The sequence below is a fragment of the Martinezella sp. CNPSo 3795 genome (assembly GCF_057784475.1).
The window spans coordinates 55,934-76,197 of sequence record NZ_JBXSOQ010000003.1; the positions used below are offsets into that span (position 1 = coordinate 55,934).

At 59.1% G+C, this 20,264-nt stretch carries 16 protein-coding genes and 1 pseudogene; 8 read left to right on the forward strand and 9 right to left on the reverse strand.

Annotated features, from left to right (window positions below; all coding sequences use genetic code 11):
* Positions 1-3 precede the first annotated feature (3 nt).
* Complete coding sequence (gene dnaG / locus AC13QY_RS09910) at positions 4-1,989, reverse strand: DNA primase (RefSeq protein WP_113351880.1); 1,986 nt, start codon at positions 1,987-1,989, stop codon at positions 4-6.
* A gap of 569 nt (positions 1,990-2,558) precedes the next feature.
* Between dnaG and AC13QY_RS09915 the strand changes: the two genes are divergently transcribed.
* Positions 2,559-2,792: a hypothetical protein gene (locus AC13QY_RS09915; RefSeq protein ID WP_092711581.1), complete on the forward strand. Its 234-nt coding sequence runs from the start codon at positions 2,559-2,561 to the stop codon at positions 2,790-2,792.
* 355 nt (positions 2,793-3,147) lie between these two features.
* On the opposite strand, the gene AC13QY_RS09920 is transcribed toward AC13QY_RS09915, so the two are convergent.
* Positions 3,148-3,375 carry a hypothetical protein gene (locus AC13QY_RS09920; RefSeq protein WP_233788719.1) on the reverse strand — a complete coding sequence of 76 codons (228 nt, stop codon included), beginning with the start codon at positions 3,373-3,375 and terminating at the stop codon, positions 3,148-3,150.
* Positions 3,376-3,501: 126 nt separating this feature from the next.
* Between AC13QY_RS09920 and AC13QY_RS09925 the strand changes: the two genes are divergently transcribed.
* Entirely contained in the window at positions 3,502-4,044 is a 543-nt protein-coding gene (locus tag AC13QY_RS09925; protein WP_233788718.1) for a hypothetical protein, read from the forward strand.
* On the opposite strand, the gene AC13QY_RS09930 is transcribed toward AC13QY_RS09925, so the two are convergent.
* Positions 4,025-4,477 (reverse strand): GatB/YqeY domain-containing protein, encoded by a 453-nt coding sequence (locus AC13QY_RS09930; protein WP_095435367.1) that lies wholly within the window; start codon positions 4,475-4,477, stop codon positions 4,025-4,027. The genes AC13QY_RS09925 and AC13QY_RS09930 overlap by 20 nt on opposite strands.
* Positions 4,478-4,776: 299 nt before the next feature.
* Here AC13QY_RS09930 and carA point away from each other — a divergent pair, with 299 nt between their 5' ends.
* Entirely contained in the window at positions 4,777-5,985 is a 1,209-nt protein-coding gene (gene carA / locus AC13QY_RS09935; protein WP_113332276.1) for a glutamine-hydrolyzing carbamoyl-phosphate synthase small subunit, read from the forward strand.
* A gap of 115 nt (positions 5,986-6,100) precedes the next feature.
* Here carA and AC13QY_RS09940 read toward each other — a convergent pair whose 3' ends face one another.
* The 4 genes from AC13QY_RS09940 to AC13QY_RS09955 form a co-directional block, all read right to left on the reverse strand.
* Complete coding sequence (locus tag AC13QY_RS09940) at positions 6,101-6,673, reverse strand: EVE domain-containing protein (protein ID WP_488493417.1); 573 nt, start codon at positions 6,671-6,673, stop codon at positions 6,101-6,103.
* A gap of 92 nt (positions 6,674-6,765) precedes the next feature.
* Positions 6,766-8,163, reverse strand: a complete 1,398-nt coding sequence (locus AC13QY_RS09945) for an MATE family efflux transporter (protein WP_488493418.1) — start codon at positions 8,161-8,163, stop codon at positions 6,766-6,768.
* Between the two features lie 148 nt (positions 8,164-8,311).
* Positions 8,312-9,568, reverse strand: a complete 1,257-nt coding sequence (locus AC13QY_RS09950) for a TCR/Tet family MFS transporter (protein ID WP_113332327.1) — start codon at positions 9,566-9,568, stop codon at positions 8,312-8,314.
* Positions 9,569-9,727: 159 nt separating this feature from the next.
* Positions 9,728-10,639, reverse strand: a complete 912-nt coding sequence (locus AC13QY_RS09955) for a LysR family transcriptional regulator (RefSeq protein ID WP_488493419.1) — start codon at positions 10,637-10,639, stop codon at positions 9,728-9,730.
* A 121-nt stretch (positions 10,640-10,760) separates the two neighbouring features.
* On the opposite strand from AC13QY_RS09955, the gene AC13QY_RS09960 reads away from it, so the two are divergent.
* A complete protein-coding gene (locus tag AC13QY_RS09960) occupies positions 10,761-11,753 on the forward strand; it encodes an aldo/keto reductase (RefSeq protein WP_488493420.1) in 993 nt (330 codons plus the stop codon).
* Between the two features lie 51 nt (positions 11,754-11,804).
* Here the strand turns inward: AC13QY_RS09960 and ypfJ are convergent, their stop codons facing one another.
* Positions 11,805-12,728 (reverse strand): KPN_02809 family neutral zinc metallopeptidase, encoded by a 924-nt coding sequence (gene ypfJ, locus AC13QY_RS09965; RefSeq protein ID WP_488493421.1) that lies wholly within the window; start codon positions 12,726-12,728, stop codon positions 11,805-11,807.
* A 93-nt stretch (positions 12,729-12,821) separates the two neighbouring features.
* On the reverse strand, positions 12,822-13,313 hold the full coding sequence (locus AC13QY_RS09970) for a DUF2306 domain-containing protein (protein WP_488493422.1): 492 nt from the start codon (positions 13,311-13,313) through the stop codon (positions 12,822-12,824).
* Between the two features lie 86 nt (positions 13,314-13,399).
* On the opposite strand from AC13QY_RS09970, the gene AC13QY_RS09975 reads away from it, so the two are divergent.
* From AC13QY_RS09975 to carB, 4 genes and pseudogenes are all read left to right on the forward strand, one after another.
* Positions 13,400-14,221 (forward strand): LytTR family DNA-binding domain-containing protein, encoded by an 822-nt coding sequence (locus tag AC13QY_RS09975; protein WP_488493423.1) that lies wholly within the window; start codon positions 13,400-13,402, stop codon positions 14,219-14,221.
* A 366-nt stretch (positions 14,222-14,587) separates the two neighbouring features.
* Positions 14,588-15,031, forward strand: coding sequence for a DUF1190 domain-containing protein (locus AC13QY_RS09980; RefSeq protein WP_488493424.1), 444 nt, complete (start codon positions 14,588-14,590; stop codon positions 15,029-15,031).
* A gap of 140 nt (positions 15,032-15,171) precedes the next feature.
* A pseudogene (locus AC13QY_RS09985) lies at positions 15,172-16,357 on the forward strand (glutathionylspermidine synthase family protein).
* A gap of 222 nt (positions 16,358-16,579) precedes the next feature.
* Positions 16,580-20,065: a carbamoyl-phosphate synthase large subunit gene (gene carB / locus AC13QY_RS09990; RefSeq protein ID WP_113351872.1), complete on the forward strand. Its 3,486-nt coding sequence runs from the start codon at positions 16,580-16,582 to the stop codon at positions 20,063-20,065.
* Positions 20,066-20,264 lie beyond the last annotated feature (199 nt).

The window sequence follows — 20,264 nt, forward strand, 5'->3', positions numbered from 1 at the left end:
TCCCTATTTTCCAGCGGCACCTTTGACGCGACCGGAGAGCACGCCGAAGCCATCGATGATCGCTTCCTGGTTTTCCAGCCGCAGCGCCTCGAGCTGCACTTCCTGCAAGGCGCGAATCAATGGCTCGATCGCTTCACCGTCGCCTTCTTCCGTCGCCTCGGCAATAGCACCCTCCAGCTCGATCTTATGCCAGCGCAATGCTTTCGAACGCTTGTGGAGCGCGAGCGCCTGGCGATACCCCTCGCGCGCATCCTCCATGGCGGCCTCCTCGGTCGCCGTCCACAGACGGGCATTGCGAATCTGCTGCTCCAGACCCTTCAGCAAGGCGCCGAAATCCTGTTCTTCCAATTGCTCGACCAGCCGCTCGCGGACGAGCTGAGGCCCGACCAGAGTTGCGGCTGCCCCGAGAACCGCGGACCAGAGCCGCTGCAACTCACGACTGTCATAATCGATCGCGGCAATCTCGTCATATTCGTCCTGCAGGAGTGCCGGATGGTTGACGATGGTCAAAGCGAGCACGCTTTCGCGAAGGCTCGGGATATCCTGATGTCCCTTAATCATGGCCGAGCGCTGCAGGCGGTCGGATGCCGTCGTTATCATTGCGGCCCCAACACGTGCCTGCCCGCCTCGACCTGCGAAGTTGCGGCCATTGCCGTCACGGGAAAAACCACGTCCCCGCTGGCCGCCCCGCTGGAACTGCGGCTGGAACAGCCCGTTCAGCCGCTCGCGCATATTCTGCTGATAATGACGGCGCACATCTTCATCGCCGATGACCGAAACAATGCGCCGCAATCGCGCTTCCAGCTCCGCACGCGCCTCCGGCGTCTCGAAGGTGCCGCTGCCGGCTTCCCTCGTCCAGATGAGCTCAGCAAGCGGCTTTGCCTGCGCCAGCACCTTGTCGAACGGCGCACGCCCATCCTGCCGCACGAGATCGTCAGGGTCCTTGCCATCGGGCAATAGCGCAAAGCGCACGGTGCGGTTCGGTTTGATGTGCGGCAGCGCCAGATCGGCAGCACGATTGGCGGCACGGATGCCGGCACCATCGCCATCGAAGCAGAGCACCGGCTCCGGCGTCATCTTCCACAGGAGATCGAGCTGGCTCTCCGTCAGTGCCGTGCCGAGCGGCGCAACCGCATTCTCGACGCCGGCCTGATGCAGCGCGATGACATCCATATAACCTTCGACTGCTATAATCGTGCCAGCGCCGTCGGCACCCTGAGCAGCGCGGCGCGCACGCGTGAAATTGTAGAGCACGTTGCCCTTGTGAAAGAGCTCTGTCTCGTTGGAATTCAGATATTTCGCTGGTGCATCCGGCGACATGGCGCGGCCGCCAAAGGCAATCACCTTTTCCCTGGAAGAGAGAATCGGAAACATGATGCGGTCACGAAACCGGTCATAGGAAACCGGCACATTCTCGTGCACGACAAGGCCACAGGCCTCCATCTGTTCCTTCAGCACACCCTTGCTGGCAAGATGCTCTTTCAGCGCGTTGCGGCTATCGGGCGAATATCCTAGGCGGAAGGTTTCGATGGTGCGGCCGCTGAGGCCGCGATCACGCAGATAAGCCCTCGCCCGTGCACCATTGGCGGTCTGCAGCTGATCTTGGAAAAACTGAGTCGCCATCTCCATAACATCGAGTAGCGACGTGCGTTCCTTCTCGCGCTTCGCCTCCATCGGATCCGCAACAGGCATGGGAACGCCGGCCATATCGGCGATCTGCTGCACCGCTTCCGGAAAGCTCAAGCCTTCCAATTCGGTGAGAAAGCGAAAATGATCGCCCGTTACGCCGCAGCCGAAGCAATGATAACGCCCCTTGCGGTCCTCGCAGTGGAAGCTCGGCGACTTCTCGCCGTGGAAGGGGCAGCAAGCCCAGTAATCGCCGCGCGGCACATTCGTCTTGCGCCTGTCCCAGGTCACACGACGACCGATCACGTCCGAAATCAAGACGCGGTCGCGAATCTCGTCGAGAAACGTATTGGAAAATCGCATGGCTACCTCTGGCTCATCCCATATAAACAGGAATACCAGGCATTGCCACGATGACCCCGACCGCCTCCCACGCTATTCACAGCCCTTTGTCGGCGATTGCATCGTCGCCATTCGATCACAACTCCGTGAACACGGCGACACATTTATCCGCATTCGTGTCGAAATCCACGGCTGCGTTCGACAGGCCTGAAACGCTCAAAAATCGCCTCGGCGTGACCGAAACTGGTAGGTTATGTCCATAGGAGTAACTATTTCGTCCGCGAAAATCCGCCAAAAAGCAAAGGCTTGCGCAGCCTATTGCAGACAAACGCGAACAAGAGCACTGCAATGGACAATCAATGGGTGCAAAGCAATGCCGCCCGTGGGACACTCTCTGACGGCGCATTTGCGGCAAGGTTTGTAAGCCAAACATTATTTTTTTGTAATTTGATTGTTCGTGTGCGCCGCAATAGCGTTCTTCTCACAGGGCGAGACAAGCCGGCGAAGAAACTTCTTTGCGACGCGACATGCCGAGACGCCCTGACGAACCGGAAGCCACCAGGTACGGGCTTTCAGTTTAGGAGAGGGAAATGCGCATTCTGATCGTACCCTTGGCAGCAGCGGCCATCTTCGCCACAGCGACCTACAGCTCGGCCACGATGGACAGCGGCGCCAGCGAAAAGAATGTGCTCTATGCCGGTGCGGGATATCAGTTGCCGGCGAATATGAAAGTTCCTGCCCTTACGGCAGGCGTAAAGGTTCAAATGTCCGAACTGCCGCCGCAGGCATTGGCTTTGCCCCAGCAGATTAGGATCTTCAGATAAGTTCAGCAGATACTCAGGTGGGGCACCATCCCTACCCCCGGCGCCGCCCCACCTGAGTGCCTTTGCAAAAGACGTTTGATTTTTGGGCCCCACCCTGCGTCATCGAACGTCAGCAAAGCGCAAGAAGGCAGGAGCTCCCCCAGCTCCTGCCTTCTCTAATTTTGGGCCATCTCAATTTCGCGACAACACGAGCATTGAACATAGGCTGCGGACCATCTTTGGTTCGTCGGCGCAAGTATCTTGACGCAACGACCTCGATCGATATCTTTTATTATCTACGTATATGCGATCTTAGTAATTATCTCGTCAGACAATTTGAAACTTTGTTCAGCTGATCGGAGACGGTTGCATGTCTTTATCCGCGAAGGAACTTGTTCAAGACCCCAAATTTTTCACGGAAATCCTCGATTATACACGAGAGATTATATCCACTTATGATGAGAATCAGCGCGTATGCTCTGTCTTTGCTTCGCAGCAACGCTGGCTGATGGCGCTCGCCGGCTTCGCCCTTTATTGCGGCGGCATCGATGGAGAACCGCCCGGCATTCATGCCAATCGCTTCGCCAACTATATCGTCGAACATGAAATCGCCAGCCACAACACCGCGCTCAGCTTCATTCAGGAGATGCTGGCTCTCGGTTTTCTGCGCTATCTGCCGGTCACGAGCGACAGGCGCGCGCGGCCGATGCAGCCCACGGAAGAGGCAGCAATGCAGCTTGCGAAATGGATGAGCATCCATCTTTCCGTGCTGGATCGATTGGATGGCGGCAAGCGCAACGCCCTGTTCAGCAAAAAACCGGAGCTCATTGGTCTGCTACAGCCCCCGATCTCGGTCGGCATCATAGAAAATGACGACCTGCGCAATCCGGGAGAAACGTTCGATCTGTTCACCTGGGCAAATTCAGGCGGCATCATCATGGATTATCTGATCTCTCGCATCGTCACGATCAACACGACGACTCAGAAAGCGGTCATCGGGCCGGTGGCCTTTACGGATATCTGCAACCGGTTTCTCATCTCCAGGACCAATGCAAAGCGACTCATGAACAAGGCCATAAAGATGCAAAGCGTCGGATGGACGGGATCGCCGGGGCGGAGCCAGCTTTGGCTCTCCACCGCTTTCATTGAGGAATATCGGAATTATCAGGCGGGGAAGCTCGCCATCATAGACGCCGCCTGGCAAACTGTCCTCGGCACGCGGCCGGTCCGCATGCCGAGGGTGAAACAGAGTTTTACTTCAGCAGTTCCTTAAGGATGGCCGAGGCTTTTGCGAAATCCATCTGGCCGGCATAGCGCTCGCGCAGGGCGGCCACACACTTGCCCATATCCTTCAGGCTCTGCGCGCCGAGTTCTGCGACAATCGCAACGCAGATCTCACGCACCTTTTCTTCGGAAAGCTGCTCGGGCATGAAGCCCTGGATGACGGCGATCTCTTCGCGCTCCTTGTCGGCGAGCTCCGGGCGGCCGCCGTCGATGTAGATCTTCACCGATTCCTCGCGCTGCTTGATCATCTTGGCGAGCAACTGCAGGATCTCATCCTCGCTCGCCTGTTCCTTGCCGAGACCGCGATTGGCAATGTCCTTGTCCTTGATCGCAGCAAGGATGAGACGGACGGTCGAAAGCCTCGCCGTATCCTTTGCCTTCATGGCGTCCTTCTGGGCATTGGAAAGGGTTTCGCGGATCATGTCTCTAAACTCCTTGAAGCAGGCCGGCGACGATCGCCCCGGCCACTTATGTCATGTTGCTGTCTCTTAAACCAACAGTGCCGATCAACGCAATTGCGCCCGGAAGCCCGAATTCCCTATCAGGAAAGCGAAAGCGCGCATTGACCGGCTCGCCTTGTTTAGCTATGTCCATCACCTGCACATTAGATCGATAGGAAGATCTCAAGCCGCGACCTCGGTCGACGGCTGCACCTTGCTACAAACATGGCGGAACCGCCGGTCTCTTCAAGGCCGCGCCCGACGCCGGAAACGGGATGACTATGACCGCCACAGCCCCATGGACCACTGAAAAGCCGACCGCCCTCCTCGTTCTCGCGGATGGCACCGTGATCGAAGGCAAGGGTATCGGCGCGACCGGCAAGGTCCAGGCCGAAGTCTGCTTCAACACGGCGCTGACGGGTTATGAAGAGATCCTCACCGACCCCTCCTATCTCGGCCAGATCGTCACCTTCACCTTCCCTCATATCGGCAATGTCGGCACCAACGATGAAGATATCGAAGACTTGACACCAGCCGCCCGTCACGGCGCTGTCGGCGTCATCTTCAAGGCTGATATCACCGATCCCTCGAACTACCGTGCCGCCAAGCACCTCGACCAGTGGCTGAAGGCGCGCGGTATCATCGGTCTCTGCGGCATCGACACCCGTGCGCTGACCGCCTGGATCCGCGAGAACGGCATGCCGAATGGCGTGATCGCTCACGATCCGAACGGCGTCTTCGACATCGAGCAGCTGAAGGCGGACGCCAAGGCGTGGAGCGGTCTCGAAGGTCTCGATCTCGCCAAGGTCGCCTCCTCGGGTCAGTCCTCGCAATGGTCGCAGACGCCCTGGGTCTGGAACGAAGGCTATGGCGAACTCGGCGCCGACGATGCCAAATACCATGTCGTCTGCCTGGATTACGGGGTCAAGCGCAACATCCTGCGCCTGTTTGCCGGCCTCGATTGCAAGGTCACCGTCCTGCCGGCGACGGCTTCGACGGATGACGTGCTTGGTCTCAAACCGGACGGCATCTTCCTGTCCAACGGTCCTGGCGACCCGGCTGCGACGGGCGAATATGCCGTACCGGTCATCAAGGACCTGCTGAAGACCGAAATCCCGCTCTTCGGCATCTGCCTCGGCCATCAGATGCTTGGTCTGGCGCTCGGCGCCAGGACTGCGAAAATGCATCAGGGCCATCACGGCGCCAACCATCCGGTGAAGGACCACACGACGGGTAAGGTCGAAATCGTTTCGATGAACCACGGCTTCGCAGTCGACTCCAACTCGCTGCCGGAAGGTGTTGAGGAGACTCATATTTCGCTCTTCGACGGCAGCAATTGCGGCCTGCGCGTATCGGGCAAGCCGGTCTTCTCGGTGCAGCATCACCCTGAAGCGTCACCCGGCCCGCAGGATAGCCACTATCTTTTCCGCCGCTTCATCAACCTGGTGCGCGAGAAGAAGGGCGAAGAAGCCCTGGCCGAACGCGCCTGATAAAGCCGACCATCCAATCGCATGAGAAAGCCTCGGATTGGTACCAATCCGAGGCTTTCTTTTTGTGCGTCAACTTGGGAGGTCTTTCGTCACATATGTTCATGCTTGCCCGAGCTCAGGCTTGCAGGCGGCGCTGCTTGACCACTTCGAGCTCGCTCATCAGGATTTCTTCGAGGAACTCGAAATCCGATTGTCCGAATTCAACGAAGCCGAATCTCAGCTTGTAACCCCAATTCTTGTCCTGGGTGAAATCAAGCCAGCCCAGGAGAGGACGGAGCGGCTGTTCGGGCGCATCAAGCCAATCCACATCCTTGCGATAGGCTTTTCCGCAGCCCATTTCAGCCATATAGGGCTCGCCTTCACGGACAAAGCCGATAGCAGTGAAACTCTGAAAACCGTCCCTCTCGCCCATCTTGACGGATGGGGAGTAGTAGACGATGCCGTCGCCCGGCTTGATGCGCTTCAAGGGAGCCCGCTTGCCATGATTCACTTGCATGAAGCCATGTGCGCGCCCAATGCGTACATGCTCAGCACTGGCCACAGCCAACCAATAGGACTTCTGCTCGGGCTCCGGTCGCCGGGACGACGTGTTGGCGTGCGGCAGGAGGCGTACAGCCGCCCCCCGATTGATCTGGTCGTCCCGCGGGAAAAGCGCGGCATCGTTACGATTGCTTGCCTTGAATAACATGGTCGTCTCCCGTCTTTGGTATGTCACCAATATAGACGACCATGCTGTCAAGTTTTGTCAGTAGTCTCGCAACGCAACGAAGACCGTCGCTATCAGGCGGCAGCCTTCTCAGCCCGCACGAGAATGTAGAACCGGGCACAAAGCATCGCCGCCGCAGAAGCAAGGCCGAGCAGGAAGCCGAACCAGATGCCGATGCCGCCGAAGCCGAGCGGAAACGCCAGCAGCCAGGCGAGGAAGAAGCCGATCGGCCAATAGGCGATCAGCGCCAGGATCATAGGCACGCGCGCATCCTTCAGACCACGCAGCAGGCCGCTCGCAATCGCCTGCAGCCCATCGACGAGCTGGAAGAAGCCGGCGACGACAATCAGCGGCGCGGCAAAGGCAAGCACCTGCGAGGCCTCGGCCGAATGGACGTCCAGGAACCAGCTTGCCAACCAGGATGGCACGGTTGCAAACAGGATGCTGCCGCAAACCGCAATGCAGCTCGAAACGATGAGCACCACGATGGCCGCGCGCTTCAGGCCGAAATGATCGCCCTGGCCGTGCGCGACGCCGACGCGCACGGTCGCCGCCTGGCTGAGGCCGAGCGGGATCATGAAGGCGATCGAAGCCCACTGCAGCGCGATACCGTGGGCAGCAAGCTCGATCGTGCCGATCTGCCCCATCAGCAGCGATGCCGCGGTGAACAGGCTGACCTCAGCCAGAACCGTCACACCGATCGGAAAACCAAGCCGGATGACATCCCACAAAGCATGCCAGTCGGGCCGCCAGAATCGAGCGAAGATCTCGTAGCGCCGCGTTTCCTGGTGGGCCTGCACGTAACCGACGATGAAGAGAAATCCGGCCGTCTGCACGGCGACGGAGACAATGGCCGCGCCATGCAGCCCCATCGCCGGCAAGCCGAAATGTCCGAGCACCAGGATATAGGCCAGCACGGCATTCATGACCAACATGGCGATGGTGACCTTGAGGATGATGCCGGCACGGCCGATGGCGCTGACCAACGCCCGGATGACATTGTAGAGCAGCCCCGGCAACACGGCGAAGTGGCCGATGTCGATATAGCCGCTCGCCAATTTCGCGACGTCAGGCTTTTGTCCGGCCGCCAGCAGAATCTGTTCGGAATAGAAAAATGCCGGCTGCACCGACAACCAATAGGCCGTTACGACCCACAGGCCCATACGCAGCGCACGGCGCACCGAGGTAACGTCGCCTCTGCCATAGGCCTGTGCCACCAGCGGCATGACCGCGATGGAAAAGCCCGAACCGAAAACCAGGATCGTGAACAGGAACTGCGCGGAAAGCACCATTGCAGCCAGCTGCTCGGCGCCGAGCCGGCCGACGATCATCACGTCAGTGGTGTTGATGCCGAGCTGCGCCAATTGCGCGCCGATCAGCGGAATGCCCAGCGCAAGCGTTGCGCGAACATGTGCAGACCACGAATTATCATTGTCATGCGCGTAAGGGCGCGCAGGTACCGGCATATCCATAGCGAAGACTCGATCTTTAGAATCGCGCGGACCGCCCTACCCATGCGTGCGCGAGCCTGCCGCATTAACGCAACTTAGCTTAAAAAGCCAGCAGACAAGCCCATGATGCTAAAGAATTCATCGGAGCATCAAAATATCTGATGATTTTTTAGGCTGCCTCGCCCGCCTGTGATTGTGCGACCGCCTTCGGTTCCGTCTTGCGAACCTTCATCACAAGCACGACAAGCCCGCCGACCACCAGAATTGCGCTCATGATGAAGGGAGCACCGGCAAAAACGACGGGGGCGGTCGGCGCGGTATAATACTGAAACAGATAGGGAAACAGCACCGGCCCGATGATGGCAGTAATACTCGTCAGGCTACCGAGCGCCCCCTGCAATTCACCCTGTGCGGAAGGCGGAACCTTGCTGGCTGCAATCGATCGCAAAGGCGCATCCGCCACGTTTTCGATGACAGTCAGGACGATAACCGCGTAAACCATCCATCCTTGCCATGAAAAGGCGTAACCGATCAGACCAAGACAGGAAAACACCATCCCGAGCACTGCGGTCTTCCACTCCCCGAGCACAGGCACGAGCCGCGGCAGTACCAGACCCATGGCGATGGCGGCACCGATTCCATAGACGGCGAGCGAGAAGCCGATCTGCCCTTCGCTCCAGTCATAGCGATAGGAGGTGACGAAAGCCCATACGGCCGGATAGACGCCGTGCGCCAGCCAGTTCAGGAACATCACGACGCAGACCCAGCCGATGCCCTGGTAGCGGCGCATCTGTCTGAGCGCGCCGAACGGATTGGCGCGTGTGATCTCGAAGGGCCGGCGATGCTTGGCATCCAGCGTTTCCGGCAAGAGGAAATAGGCGCCGACGAAATTCAGGAAGGCCAGAGCCGCCGCGCCGTAGAAAGGCACGCGCGGCCCGAACTCGCCGAGGAAGCCGCCGATAACAGGCCCGAGCACGAAGCCGACGCCGAAAGCCATGCCGATCAGGCCGAAATTCTTCGCGCGGTTTTCGTCATTGCTGATATCGGCGATATAGGCCGAGCAGGTCGAGAAGCTTGCGCCGCTGATGCCGGCAAGAATGCGGCCAACGAACAGCATCCAGTAGGAGCCGGCAATCGCGCAGATGAAATTGTCGATGGCGAATGTCAGTACCGAAGCAAGCAGAAGCGGGCGGCGGCCGAAACGATCGCTCAGATTACCGATTAACGGCGAAAACAGGAACTGCATGGCGGCATAGGCCAGCAGCAGCCAGCCACCCTCGGTCGCCGCCGTGCTGACCGAGGCACCCGTCAATTCCTCAAGATATTTCGGCATGACCGGCATGATGATCGCGATGCCGATGACGTCGAGGAAGAGAATGAGGAAGACGAGGAACAGGCCCCGACGGGCGAATTTCTGATCGATCATGGAGGTGCCTTCTGGCGGCTCCGTCTCGATGAAAGAGACAGAACGTGAACGAAAAACCGGAGCGTCCCCCATACATAAAGATTTTGGCGGAAACAATCCGTGAACGCTTCAATCTTATTGATTTATTGACCGGTTTTTTTGATCTTCGGCGCAAAGCGACTATCTGTCGCGACTGCGTTTCTGCTCGCGATTCAGGAAATCGACGAAGGCTCTGAGTGGCGTCGGCATGTGCCGCCTGCTGGCGTAATAGAGAAACGGACCGGAAAAGACGGTATCCCATTCTTCGAGGATCGGCACCAGCTCCCCGCGGGCAATTTGCGGCTCAAGAAATTCCTTGAAGGTTCGGATGATACCCAAGCCGGCCGCGGCCACGCTGCGTTCGATATCGATCGAATTCGTCGCAACGACCATCGGCGGGGCGATGAAGATCGTCTCGCCGTTTCTTTCGAACTCCCAGGGAACGACGGATCCGCTCAGGAAGCGATGACGGATGCAGCGATGCTCCAATATATCGCGCGGATGCCTCGGCGTGCCATTTGCCGCGAGGTAGGCCGGTGCCGCAGCCGTAACATAATACTGTTGCCGCGGCCCGATCGGCACGGCGATCATGTCCTTTTCCAGCCGCTCATCATAGCGAATACCGGCATCATAGCCAGCCGCCACGACGTCGATGAAACTATCCTCGGCAACGATTTCGACCGAGATCGCCGGATATTCCCTCAGGAAACGGCTGATGATATCGGGCATGACGACCATGGCAGCAACCGTCGGAACATTCAGCCGCAACGTTCCGCCGACGCTGTCGCGAAAGCTGTTGATGTCATCGAGCGCGACGGCGATCTCGCTCATGGCCGGCGTCAGGCGCTCCATCAGCCGCTCTCCCGCCTCCGTCGGCGTGACGCTTCTCGTCGTACGATTGAGCAGGCGGACCGCCAGCCGCTCCTCCAGCCGGCGAACCGCTTCGCTCAACGAGGAGGCGGAAACGCCGCGCCTGCGCGCTGCCTCACGAAAGCTGCGCTCGCGGGCGACGGCGGTAAAGGCGACCAGATCGGCCAGCGGCAAATCATCCATTGTACGAAATTCCAAACAACCCGTTTCGATTTACCTGGATTATCGCACAGGCATCGATGGAGTAAATATGACAATAGAAGCCATCGTGAGATGGCGCACGCCTTAGCCAAGGAGAAGCAGGATGGAAAAAACTCAACTGGGTAGGGCCGGCCCGCAGGTATCGGCTCTGGGCCTCGGCTGCATGGGCATGTCCGGCATGTATGGCCCGTCCGAGCGCACAGAAAGCATAGCCACCATCCATGCCGCGCTCGACGCCGGGATCAACCTGCTGGATACGGGTGATTTCTACGGCATGGGCCACAATGAGATGCTGATCGGCGAAGCCATCAAAGGATTGAAGCGGGACGATTTCCTGCTGAGCGTCAAGTTCGGCGCACTCCGCGATCCCTCCGGCGCATGGCTCGGTTACGATGCCCGGCCGGCGGCGATCCGGAATTTCGTCGCCTATTCGCTGCAGCGGCTCGGGGTCGATCACATCGATATCTACCGCCCTGCCCGTCTCGACCCGAACGTGCCGATCGAAGATCAGATCGGCGCGATATCGGATCTCATCAAGGCAGGCTACATCAGGCATATCGGCCTGTCGGAAGTCGGCGCTGACACCATCCGCCGCGCCGCTGCCATCCATCCGATCGTTGACCTGCAGATCGAATACTCGCTGATATCGCGCGGCATAGAAGACAAGATCTTGCCGACCTGCCGTGAATTAGGGATCGGCATCACCGCTTACGGCGTGCTTTCGCGCGGTCTCATCAGTGGCCACTGGCAGAAAGATAATGTCCAAAAGGGCGATTTCCGCACGATAAGTCCGCGCTTTCAGGCCGGAAACGTCGAAAAGAACCTGGAACTGGTCGAAGCTTTGCGCGGGATCGCCGAGGCGAAAGGCGCCAGCGTTGCACAGATCGCAATCGCCTGGGTCGCAGCTCAGGGCAAAGACATCGTCCCGGTCATCGGCGCCCGTCGCCGCGATCGCCTGACGGAAGCCTTGGGCGCGCGCTCGGTTGAATTGTCACAAGCCGATATGGCCGCAATCGAACGCGCGATCCCTAAAGACGCTGCAGCCGGCGGCCGTTATCCGGAAGCACAGCTGACGCATCTCGACAGCGAGAAATAATGCGCCAAAGGCTTGCCCGCTCGCCGGTATCACGGGAGCGGGCAAGCAAGATCAGACCGGATTATTCAGTGTATCGCAATCCGAGAGCTTGCCGGAATCAAAGCCCTGTTTGAACCACTTCACGCGTTGCGCCGACGTGCCGTGGTTGAAGCTGTCGGGAACGACATAGCCCTGCGTGCGCTTCTGCAGTGTGTCGTCGCCGATCTGCTGCGCCGCATTCAGCGCCTCTTCGAGATCGCCGGCCTGCAGGATGCCCTTCTGCTGGGTGAACTTGCCCCAGATGCCGGCGAAGCAGTCGGCCTGCAGCTCGATGCGCACCGACATCTTGTTGGCATCCACTTCGCTCATGTTGCGGCGGGCCTGATTGAATTTCGGCAGAATTCCGAGCAGGTCCTGCACATGGTGGCCGACCTCATGTGCGATCACATAGGCCTGCGCGAAATCGCCGGACGCGCCGAACTGATCCTTCATCTGCTGAAAGAAAGCCATGTCGAGATAGACCTTCTGATCGCTCGGGCAATAGAACGGACCGGTAGCCGCGGAAGCCTGACCGCAGGCCGAAGGGAAGCTGCCGGAAAACAGCACGAGCTTCGGATCGGTATAGGTCTGACCCATTGATTTGAAGATGCCGGTCCAGGTGTCTTCCGTATCGGCAAGAACGGTCGCGACGAACTGCTTCATCTCGTCGTTGGCCGGCTGCCCGCCTCCACCGCTGTTGGAGGTGCTCTGCTGATATCCGGAGCCGCCACCTTCCAGCATGCCGCTCTGCTGCAGCAGGCCGATGACATCGACGCCCATGGCCCTCAGGATCAGGAAGATCACGATAAGCACGATAATGGTGCGGAAGCTCAAGCCACCGCCACCGATCCCTCCGCCCGGAAACCGGAAGCCGCCGCCACCCATCCCGCCGCCCATCGGCGATGAGCCGCGTTCGTCTTCGATATTGTCGGATTGCCGACGCCCCTTCCAATCCATAGTGCACCTCCTGGCGATGCCTAAAATCAAAGTCCCTTGAGGCATTTATATATCCAGGATGTGTAACAAAGCCAGTTGGCTATCGACAGAACATCAGCTTAAACGCCGTCGCCGCCATATTTCTTTGGACATGGGCCATAAAAGCGCGATGGCTATACCTGCCGCGACCAGAAATGGCGCTGTTTCATCTCCATCGAAGGCCACCTTGTTGATTATCCGCCCCGGAAGAAAGGTAAAAGCTCCGGCACCCACGATGCCGCCGAAGTAAAGGCCTCTGACGATGCGCTTATGCGCGTCAATATTGTGCTTGCGGGCATTGGCGATCGCTCCCCAGCAACCGAAGAGAACGAATATGGAGAGCAGGTGGATGGGACTGAAGCCGTAGAACATGTTGATCTGATGGATGAAAAAGCTCGATAGCGCGGTCACCACCATCAGGACCAGCCAAATCTTGCCCAGCAGGCGATGTCTTGGCGTTCCCTTGGGCCTGACAAAAAGATAGGCTCCAAGCAAGGCGGCCGGAACGACCGCCGCGACATGGATCTGGATCGCGATTGGGGCATCAAAAAGCGGCTCGAACGTCATGATCTCTATCCGGTTGAGTTTATCGAGCCTTTCCGCGATAGTGCTGTTCTCTCAACCGAAATTGCGCGAAAGAACGGGAAATCTTCGTGGATCACACCCTTCTGCAATCCACGCTTCGCGAATTGCAGGTCATCCAGCGTTCACCGCGCTTCTGGGCGACCTTCGTTACGATCGTCCTGATCTTTGCCTTGACCGGACCGTATGGCACCCTTGAAAGGCTGATGCCGGGAGCCAGACTGTGTTACTGGCTTGCGTTGCATGCCATGGCGTGGTCGATCGCGATCGTCTTCTCCATCGTCGCCGAAATTCTGCTGCGCGGGCAAATAGCAAGCATGTTCGCAAGAATGATGATCGGTTCCATCGCCGCCGCATTGCCGATCGGCTTCGGCATCACACTCGTCGATTTCGCATTCTTCGGCACCATGCCCACGGTAGTCGGCGGCCTGCACCAGTCCCTCGGATCGATACCCCTCTGCGCCCTCTTCTGTATTCTCGCCTATATGACCATGCATCGGCAGATAGCGATCGCAGCTGGAGGAGCAGAGCTCGAGGAGACAAAAACACGATCCGTCGCGGCTGAGCATCAACCGCTGGCATCGCAGCCGCCGATTCTCCTGCGCCTAAAGCCGGAAAATCGGGGAGCCCTGATAAGGCTTACCGTTCGCGATCACTACACCGAGGTCGTCACAAGCCGTGGGCGCGAACTCATCCTGCTGCGCTTTGGCGATGCGCTTACGGAACTCGGCAATACGGAGGGCATACGCCTCCACCGATCCCATTGGATCGCGACGGACCACGTCGACCGGCTGAAACGCGACAACGGCAAGCTTTTCGTCATCACGCGCGACGGCGTGGAAGTGCCTGTCAGCCGCTCTTATACCGAAGCCGTCCGGCACCGTTTCGGCTGAAGACGGCACCGCGGCCGACAGGCCCATTCCAACCCGTAGTGCGCCTCCCGGTAATTCAGGCCCAGGAAGAGAGACGCTTTTTTTCAAATGCCCCCACGGCTTACGAAAGCCGTAAAGCCATTCTTTACGAGCACAACCGTTGGCCTTAAAAAAATCAACCGAGCGCACGTCTACGTTCTTTAAATGCGGCCGATCGGCACCTAACTCTTTCTTCGCGCCTATATTCTTTACGTTGTATCCCTTACATATGTGGACAACCGCGATACCGCGCCTGCGTGTTTGCGGCTGATCGACCTAGACCGGTGGTATCCTTGAATATGCGGGCGCATGAACGCGCAATGCGCAGGGGGTTTTATGAAGCGATCGATGAGTGTGTCTCTGCTGCTCATGGGAACAGCGGCATTGGCGGGCTGCGGGCAAAAGCAAGACACCGTCCAGATATATAAGGACGTCGACGCGTGCATCGCGGGGGATGTCTTTTCCGCCGACGAATGCCGAACCCAATTTGCCGCAGCCGAAGAGGAGCGCCAGCGAAATGCGCCCGCCTACGAAACAGCGGCTAATTGCGAAAAGGATTACGGCGTTGGCAGATGTCAGCCGGCAACCAGCGCTCATCAGGCCGGAACGGGTCACTTTATTCCCTTGTTGGCCGGCTATCTCGTCGGCAGCGCCGCCAGATCGTTTGACGCCAAAGCACTTTACCAACCGCGTGGGAGCAGCGACTTCCGAACGGCCGCCGGACGAAGCCTTGCGAATGGCATGTTGCTTGGAAAAACAGTCTATGCGGAAAGAAAGGACGACAATACGTAATCGTCTTCCTCCAGTGGCGGCGGTGGTGGCGGTGGTTCCTGGGGGAAGTCTTCCGAACGATCGACGCGCTCAGCCAGCACGGTGGAACGCGGCGGCTGGGGCTCTCGCGGCTTCCACCTTTCGAGCTGACGGGTGAACGGATGAAACGTATTATCATGAATGAGCGGCCGGATTGGAAGGCCGACGCCGAAGCCTGTGGCTTCACCATCCATTCCATGTACGGTCAACGCTATTGGGATGAGAGACACGCCTACGCGTTTACCCTTGAGGAAGTTTTACCCTTGAGGAAGTAGAGACGAAACTCGAAGAACCCTCCGCCGAGTTGCTGGACATGTGCTATGCGGCGGTCGAACGGATCGCTTCGGACGATGAATTGATGCGCCGGCTGGCCATTCCGCCGGCCTATCATGACGCCGTACTGCGTTCCTGGCACAATCGGGAACGTGACCTCTACGGCCGTTTCGACCTCGCCTATGATGGGAACGGTCCGGCAAAGCTTCTTGAGTTCAACGCCGACACGCCGACCAGCCTGTTCGAAAGCGCTGTTTTCCAGTGGCGATGGCTGGAAGACATGAAGCGGCGCGGCGAACTTCCCTCCTCGGCAGACCAGTTCAATTCCATTCATGAACGCCTGATCGACGCGCTGCGCCTTCTCGCTGCGCCGTCGGGTCGCATGCACTTTGCCGGTATGCTGGAATCGGAAGAAGACCTTGTGACGCTGAACTATCTTGTCGATTGCGCCGCACAGGCCGGCTGCGAGACGAAGCTGATCGCCATGCCCGATATCGGCGTCGACGACGGCCACCGGCTGATCGATCTTCAAGACGAGCCCATCGACTGCCTGTTCAAGCTCTATCCGCTCGAAGATATGGTGCGCGAGCCCTTCGGCCGCCATCTGCCCTCAACTCCCACGCGGGTCATCGAACCGCTATGGAAACTGACACTGTCCAACAAAGGATTGCTGCCGGTATTGTGGGCAATGTTTCCCGGCCATGAAAATCTATTGCCTGCCTATTTCGAGGACGATCCGCGTATCGCCAATCTCGGCGATCGTTATGTCCGTAAACCGTTGCTTTCGCGCGAAGGCGCGAATGTGACGCTCGTCAATCACGAAGCCGGCGTCGGTACATATCACGTCGAGGGACCCTATGGTGAAGAAGGATATATCAGACAGGCATTACACCTTCTTCCCGCTTTGGCGATGATTGGACCGTCATCGGATCCTGGATCGTTGCCGGTCAGCCGGCGGGTATCGGCATCCGCGAGGACGATACTCCCGTCACGCGCGACACCTCACGCTTCGTACCCCATTATATCGAGAGCTAGTTGATCGATAGCATCAGTATGGGTTGCCCTTACCCGGCGTTTGGCCGCTCCATGACGATCTCGGCAGAATTCATGTCGATTCCGCCATTTATGGGGTTCCGTTTGCAAATACATTTGCCTATAAGCCGCTTCTAGCCTGAAAATATTGCCCATAGCGCCCCCGGCCGGTGACCTCCCACCCTGGCCGGTTTTTGGCGCAACGAAAAAAACGGATGTGAGCCCATGCCGAAGCGCCAAGATATCAAATCGATCCTCATTATCGGTGCAGGACCGATTGTTATCGGACAGGCTTGCGAATTCGACTATTCGGGCACGCAGGCCTGCAAGGCGCTGCGAGAGGAAGGTTACCGCGTCATCCTCGTCAACTCCAACCCGGCAACGATCATGACCGATCCGGGTCTGGCGGATGCGACCTATGTCGAGCCGATTACGCCCGAGGTCGTCGCCAAGATCATTGCCAAGGAGCGCCCGGACGCGCTGCTGCCGACCATGGGCGGCCAGACTGCACTCAATACCGCGCTGTCACTGAAGCGCATGGGCGTGCTCGACCGTTACAATGTCGAGATGATCGGCGCCAAGCCAGCCGCCATCGACATGGCCGAAGACCGCGCTCTCTTCCGCGAAGCCATGGCCCGCATCGGCCTCGAAACGCCGCGTTCCATGTTGGCAAATGCCACCGATATCAAGGACGCCGACCGCAAGACGCATGAGGCCGAGCGGAGCAAGCTGAAGGCATCTCTTTCTGGTCCTGAGCTCGACAAGGCGCTCGACGAACTGGAAAACCAGTGGAACCTCGGCGAAAGCGATCGCAAGCAGCGCTATATGAGCCACGCAATGGCAATTGCCGCGCAGGCGCTCGATCATGTCGGCTTGCCCGCCATTATCCGTCCGTCCTTCACACTCGGCGGCACCGGCGGCGGTATTGCATACAACCGCTCGGAATTCTTCGAGATCGTCGGCGGTGGCCTCGACGCCTCGCCGACTACGGAGGTGCTGATCGAAGAATCGGTCCTCGGCTGGAAAGAGTATGAGATGGAAGTCGTCCGCGACAAGGCGGACAACTGCATCATCATCTGCTCGATCGAAAACATCGACCCGATGGGCGTTCACACCGGCGACTCGATCACGGTCGCTCCCGCGCTGACGCTGACGGACAAAGAATACCAGATCATGCGCAACGCCTCGATCGCGGTTCTGCGCGAGATCGGCGTCGAAACCGGCGGCTCGAACGTACAGTTCGCGGTCAATCCGAAGGACGGTCGCCTCGTCGTCATCGAAATGAATCCGCGCGTGTCGCGCTCCTCTGCGCTTGCCTCGAAGGCAACCGGCTTCCCGATCGCCAAGGTCGCCGCCAAGCTCGCTGTCGGCTACACGCTGGACGAACTCGAAAACGATATCACCGGCGGTGCAACCCCGGCATCCTTCGAGCCGTCGATCGACTACGTTGTCACCAAGATCCCGCGCTTCGCCTTTGAAAAATTCCCCGGCGCCTCCCCGGTTCTGACCACGGCGATGAAGTCGGTCGGCGAAGTCATGGCAATCGGCCGTACCTTCGCGGAATCGCTGCAGAAGGCGCTACGCGGCCTCGAAACCGGCCTGACCGGTCTGGACGAGATCGAGATCCCCGGCATCGAGGAAGGCGAAGGCAGCCAGAACGCCATTCGCGCCGCCATCGGCACGCCGACGCCGGACCGTCTGCGTATGGTCGCCCAGGCGCTGCGCCAGGGCATGAGCATCGAAGAGGTGCATGAAGGTTGCAAGATCGACCCATGGTTCCTCGAGCAGCTGAAGAACATCGTCGATATGGAAGAGCGCATCCGCGAGCACGGCCTGCCGCAGGATGCCGCCAATCTGCGCATGCTGAAGGCCATGGGCTTCTCCGACGCACGTCTTGCGACGCTGACCGGCAAGCGCCCGAAGGAAGTAGCCGAACTCCGCAATTCGCTGAACGTCCGCCCGGTCTTCAAGCGCATCGATACCTGCGCCGCCGAATTCGCCTCACCGACGGCCTATATGTACTCGACCTATGAGACGCCCTTCGTCGGCGCCGCTCGTTCCGAAGCGCAGGTTTCCGACCGCAAGAAGGTCGTCATCCTCGGCGGCGGCCCGAACCGTATCGGACAGGGTATCGAGTTCGATTATTGCTGCTGCCATGCCGCCTTCGCGCTGAAGGATGCCGGCTATGAAGCGATCATGATCAACTGCAACCCGGAAACGGTTTCGACCGATTACGATACGTCGGACCGTCTCTATTTCGAGCCGCTGACCGCGGAAGATGTTATCGAAATCTTGCGCGCGGAGCAGGAAAAGGGCGAAGTCGTCGGCGTCATCGTCCAGTTCGGCGGCCAGACCCCGCTGAAGCTCGCCGAAGCCCTGGAAAAGAATGGTATCCCGATCCTCGGCACCGCTCCTGACGCGATCGACCTTGCCGAAGACCGCGACCGCTTCCAAAAGCTCCTGATGAAGCTCGATCTCAACCAGCCGAACAACGGCATTGCCTACTCCGTCGAGCAGGCACGCCTCATTGCCTCCGAAATCGGCTTCCCGCTGGTCGTGCGCCCGTCCTACGTTCTCGGCGGCCGCGCTATGCAGATCATCCATTCGGAAGGCCAGCTACAGGGTTACCTGCTCGATACCGTTCCGGAACTGGTGCCGGAAGACATCAAGCAGCGCTACCCAAATGACAAGACCGGCCAGATCAACACGCTGCTCGGCAAGAACCCGCTGCTCTTCGACAGCTATCTGACCAACGCCATCGAAGTCGACGTCGACTGCCTCTCCGACGGTACCGACGTCTATGTCGCCGGCATCATGGAACATATCGAAGAGGCCGGCATCCATTCGGGCGACTCCGCCTGCTCGCTGCCCCCTCGCACGCTCTCCGCAGCCATGATCGACGAACTCGAGCGCCAGGCGAAAGCAATGGCCAAGGCTCTCAATGTCGGCGGCTTGATGAACGTTCAGTTCGCCATCAAGGACGACACGGTCTACGTGCTCGAAGTCAACCCGCGCGCCTCGCGCACGGTGCCCTTCGTCGCCAAGACCATCGGCGCGCCGATCGCCAAGATCGCCGCGCGCGTCATGGCCGGCGAGAAGCTGGATGCGACCTTTGCCGCCTATGGCGAAAAGCCCGATCCGCGCAAGCTGAAGCATATCGCCGTCAAGGAAGCCGTCTTCCCCTTCGCGCGTTTCCCCGGCGTCGACACTCTCCTCGGGCCGGAAATGCGCTCGACCGGCGAAGTCATCGGCCTCGATACGGATTTCGCGCTCGCCTTCGCCAAGTCCCAGCTCGGCGCCGGCGTGGAACTGCCGCGTGACGGAACGGTTTTCGTCTCGGTTCGCGACGACGACAAACCGCGCGTGCTGCCGGCCATCCGCATGCTGGCCGAACAGGGCTTCAAGGTGCTCGCAACCGGCGGAACGCAGCGTTTCCTTGCTGAAAACGGCATCGAAGCGACCAAGATCAACAAGGTCCTTGAGGGACGGCCGCATATCGAGGACGCGATCCGCAACCGCCAGGTCCAGCTTGTCATCAATACGACCGACAGCAACAAGGCGATCTCGGATTCGAAGTCGCTGCGCCGGGCGACGCTGATGCAGAAGGTGCCCTACTACACGACCATGGCCGGCGCCGAAGCAGCCGCCATGGCAATCAAGGCGCTGAAGGCCGGAAACCTCGAGGTACAGCCGCTGCAGAGCTATTTCTGACGCAGCTAATTCGACCGTGGGGAGCGTGAGCAAGATAGCCGGCTCACGTTCGTTGCGGCCCCGACAGCCGATCGAATGGTGAGGGAGCTTCAACAGGAGCTTTTCCTTAAACCTTCGAATTTTCTGGCATTCGTCTGTCGCAATCTGCTATAGATGACAGAATAACGGCTCTGGATGGTTCCGAAGTACCCCTTCGGGA

Excerpts from the sequence above, each read along its gene's own strand:
- dnaG (WP_113351880.1), bottom strand. The coding sequence starts at position 1,989 with ATGCGATTTTCCAATACGTTTCTCGACGAGATTCGCGACCGCGTCTTG.
- AC13QY_RS09915 (WP_092711581.1), top strand. The coding sequence starts at position 2,559 with ATGCGCATTCTGATCGTACCCTTGGCAGCAGCGGCCATCTTCGCCACA.
- AC13QY_RS09920 (WP_233788719.1), bottom strand. The coding sequence starts at position 3,375 with ATGTTCGACGATATAGTTGGCGAAGCGATTGGCATGAATGCCGGGCGG.
- AC13QY_RS09925 (WP_233788718.1), top strand. The coding sequence starts at position 3,502 with ATGCAGCTTGCGAAATGGATGAGCATCCATCTTTCCGTGCTGGATCGA.
- AC13QY_RS09930 (WP_095435367.1), bottom strand. The coding sequence starts at position 4,477 with ATGATCCGCGAAACCCTTTCCAATGCCCAGAAGGACGCCATGAAGGCA.
- carA (WP_113332276.1), top strand. The coding sequence starts at position 4,777 with ATGACCGCCACAGCCCCATGGACCACTGAAAAGCCGACCGCCCTCCTC.
- AC13QY_RS09940 (WP_488493417.1), bottom strand. The coding sequence starts at position 6,673 with ATGTTATTCAAGGCAAGCAATCGTAACGATGCCGCGCTTTTCCCGCGG.
- AC13QY_RS09945 (WP_488493418.1), bottom strand. The coding sequence starts at position 8,163 with ATGGATATGCCGGTACCTGCGCGCCCTTACGCGCATGACAATGATAAT.
- AC13QY_RS09950 (WP_113332327.1), bottom strand. The coding sequence starts at position 9,568 with ATGATCGATCAGAAATTCGCCCGTCGGGGCCTGTTCCTCGTCTTCCTC.
- AC13QY_RS09955 (WP_488493419.1), bottom strand. The coding sequence starts at position 10,639 with ATGGATGATTTGCCGCTGGCCGATCTGGTCGCCTTTACCGCCGTCGCC.
- AC13QY_RS09960 (WP_488493420.1), top strand. The coding sequence starts at position 10,761 with ATGGAAAAAACTCAACTGGGTAGGGCCGGCCCGCAGGTATCGGCTCTG.
- ypfJ (WP_488493421.1), bottom strand. The coding sequence starts at position 12,728 with ATGGATTGGAAGGGGCGTCGGCAATCCGACAATATCGAAGACGAACGC.
- AC13QY_RS09970 (WP_488493422.1), bottom strand. The coding sequence starts at position 13,313 with ATGACGTTCGAGCCGCTTTTTGATGCCCCAATCGCGATCCAGATCCAT.
- AC13QY_RS09980 (WP_488493424.1), top strand. The coding sequence starts at position 14,588 with ATGAGTGTGTCTCTGCTGCTCATGGGAACAGCGGCATTGGCGGGCTGC.
- carB (WP_113351872.1), top strand. The coding sequence starts at position 16,580 with ATGCCGAAGCGCCAAGATATCAAATCGATCCTCATTATCGGTGCAGGA.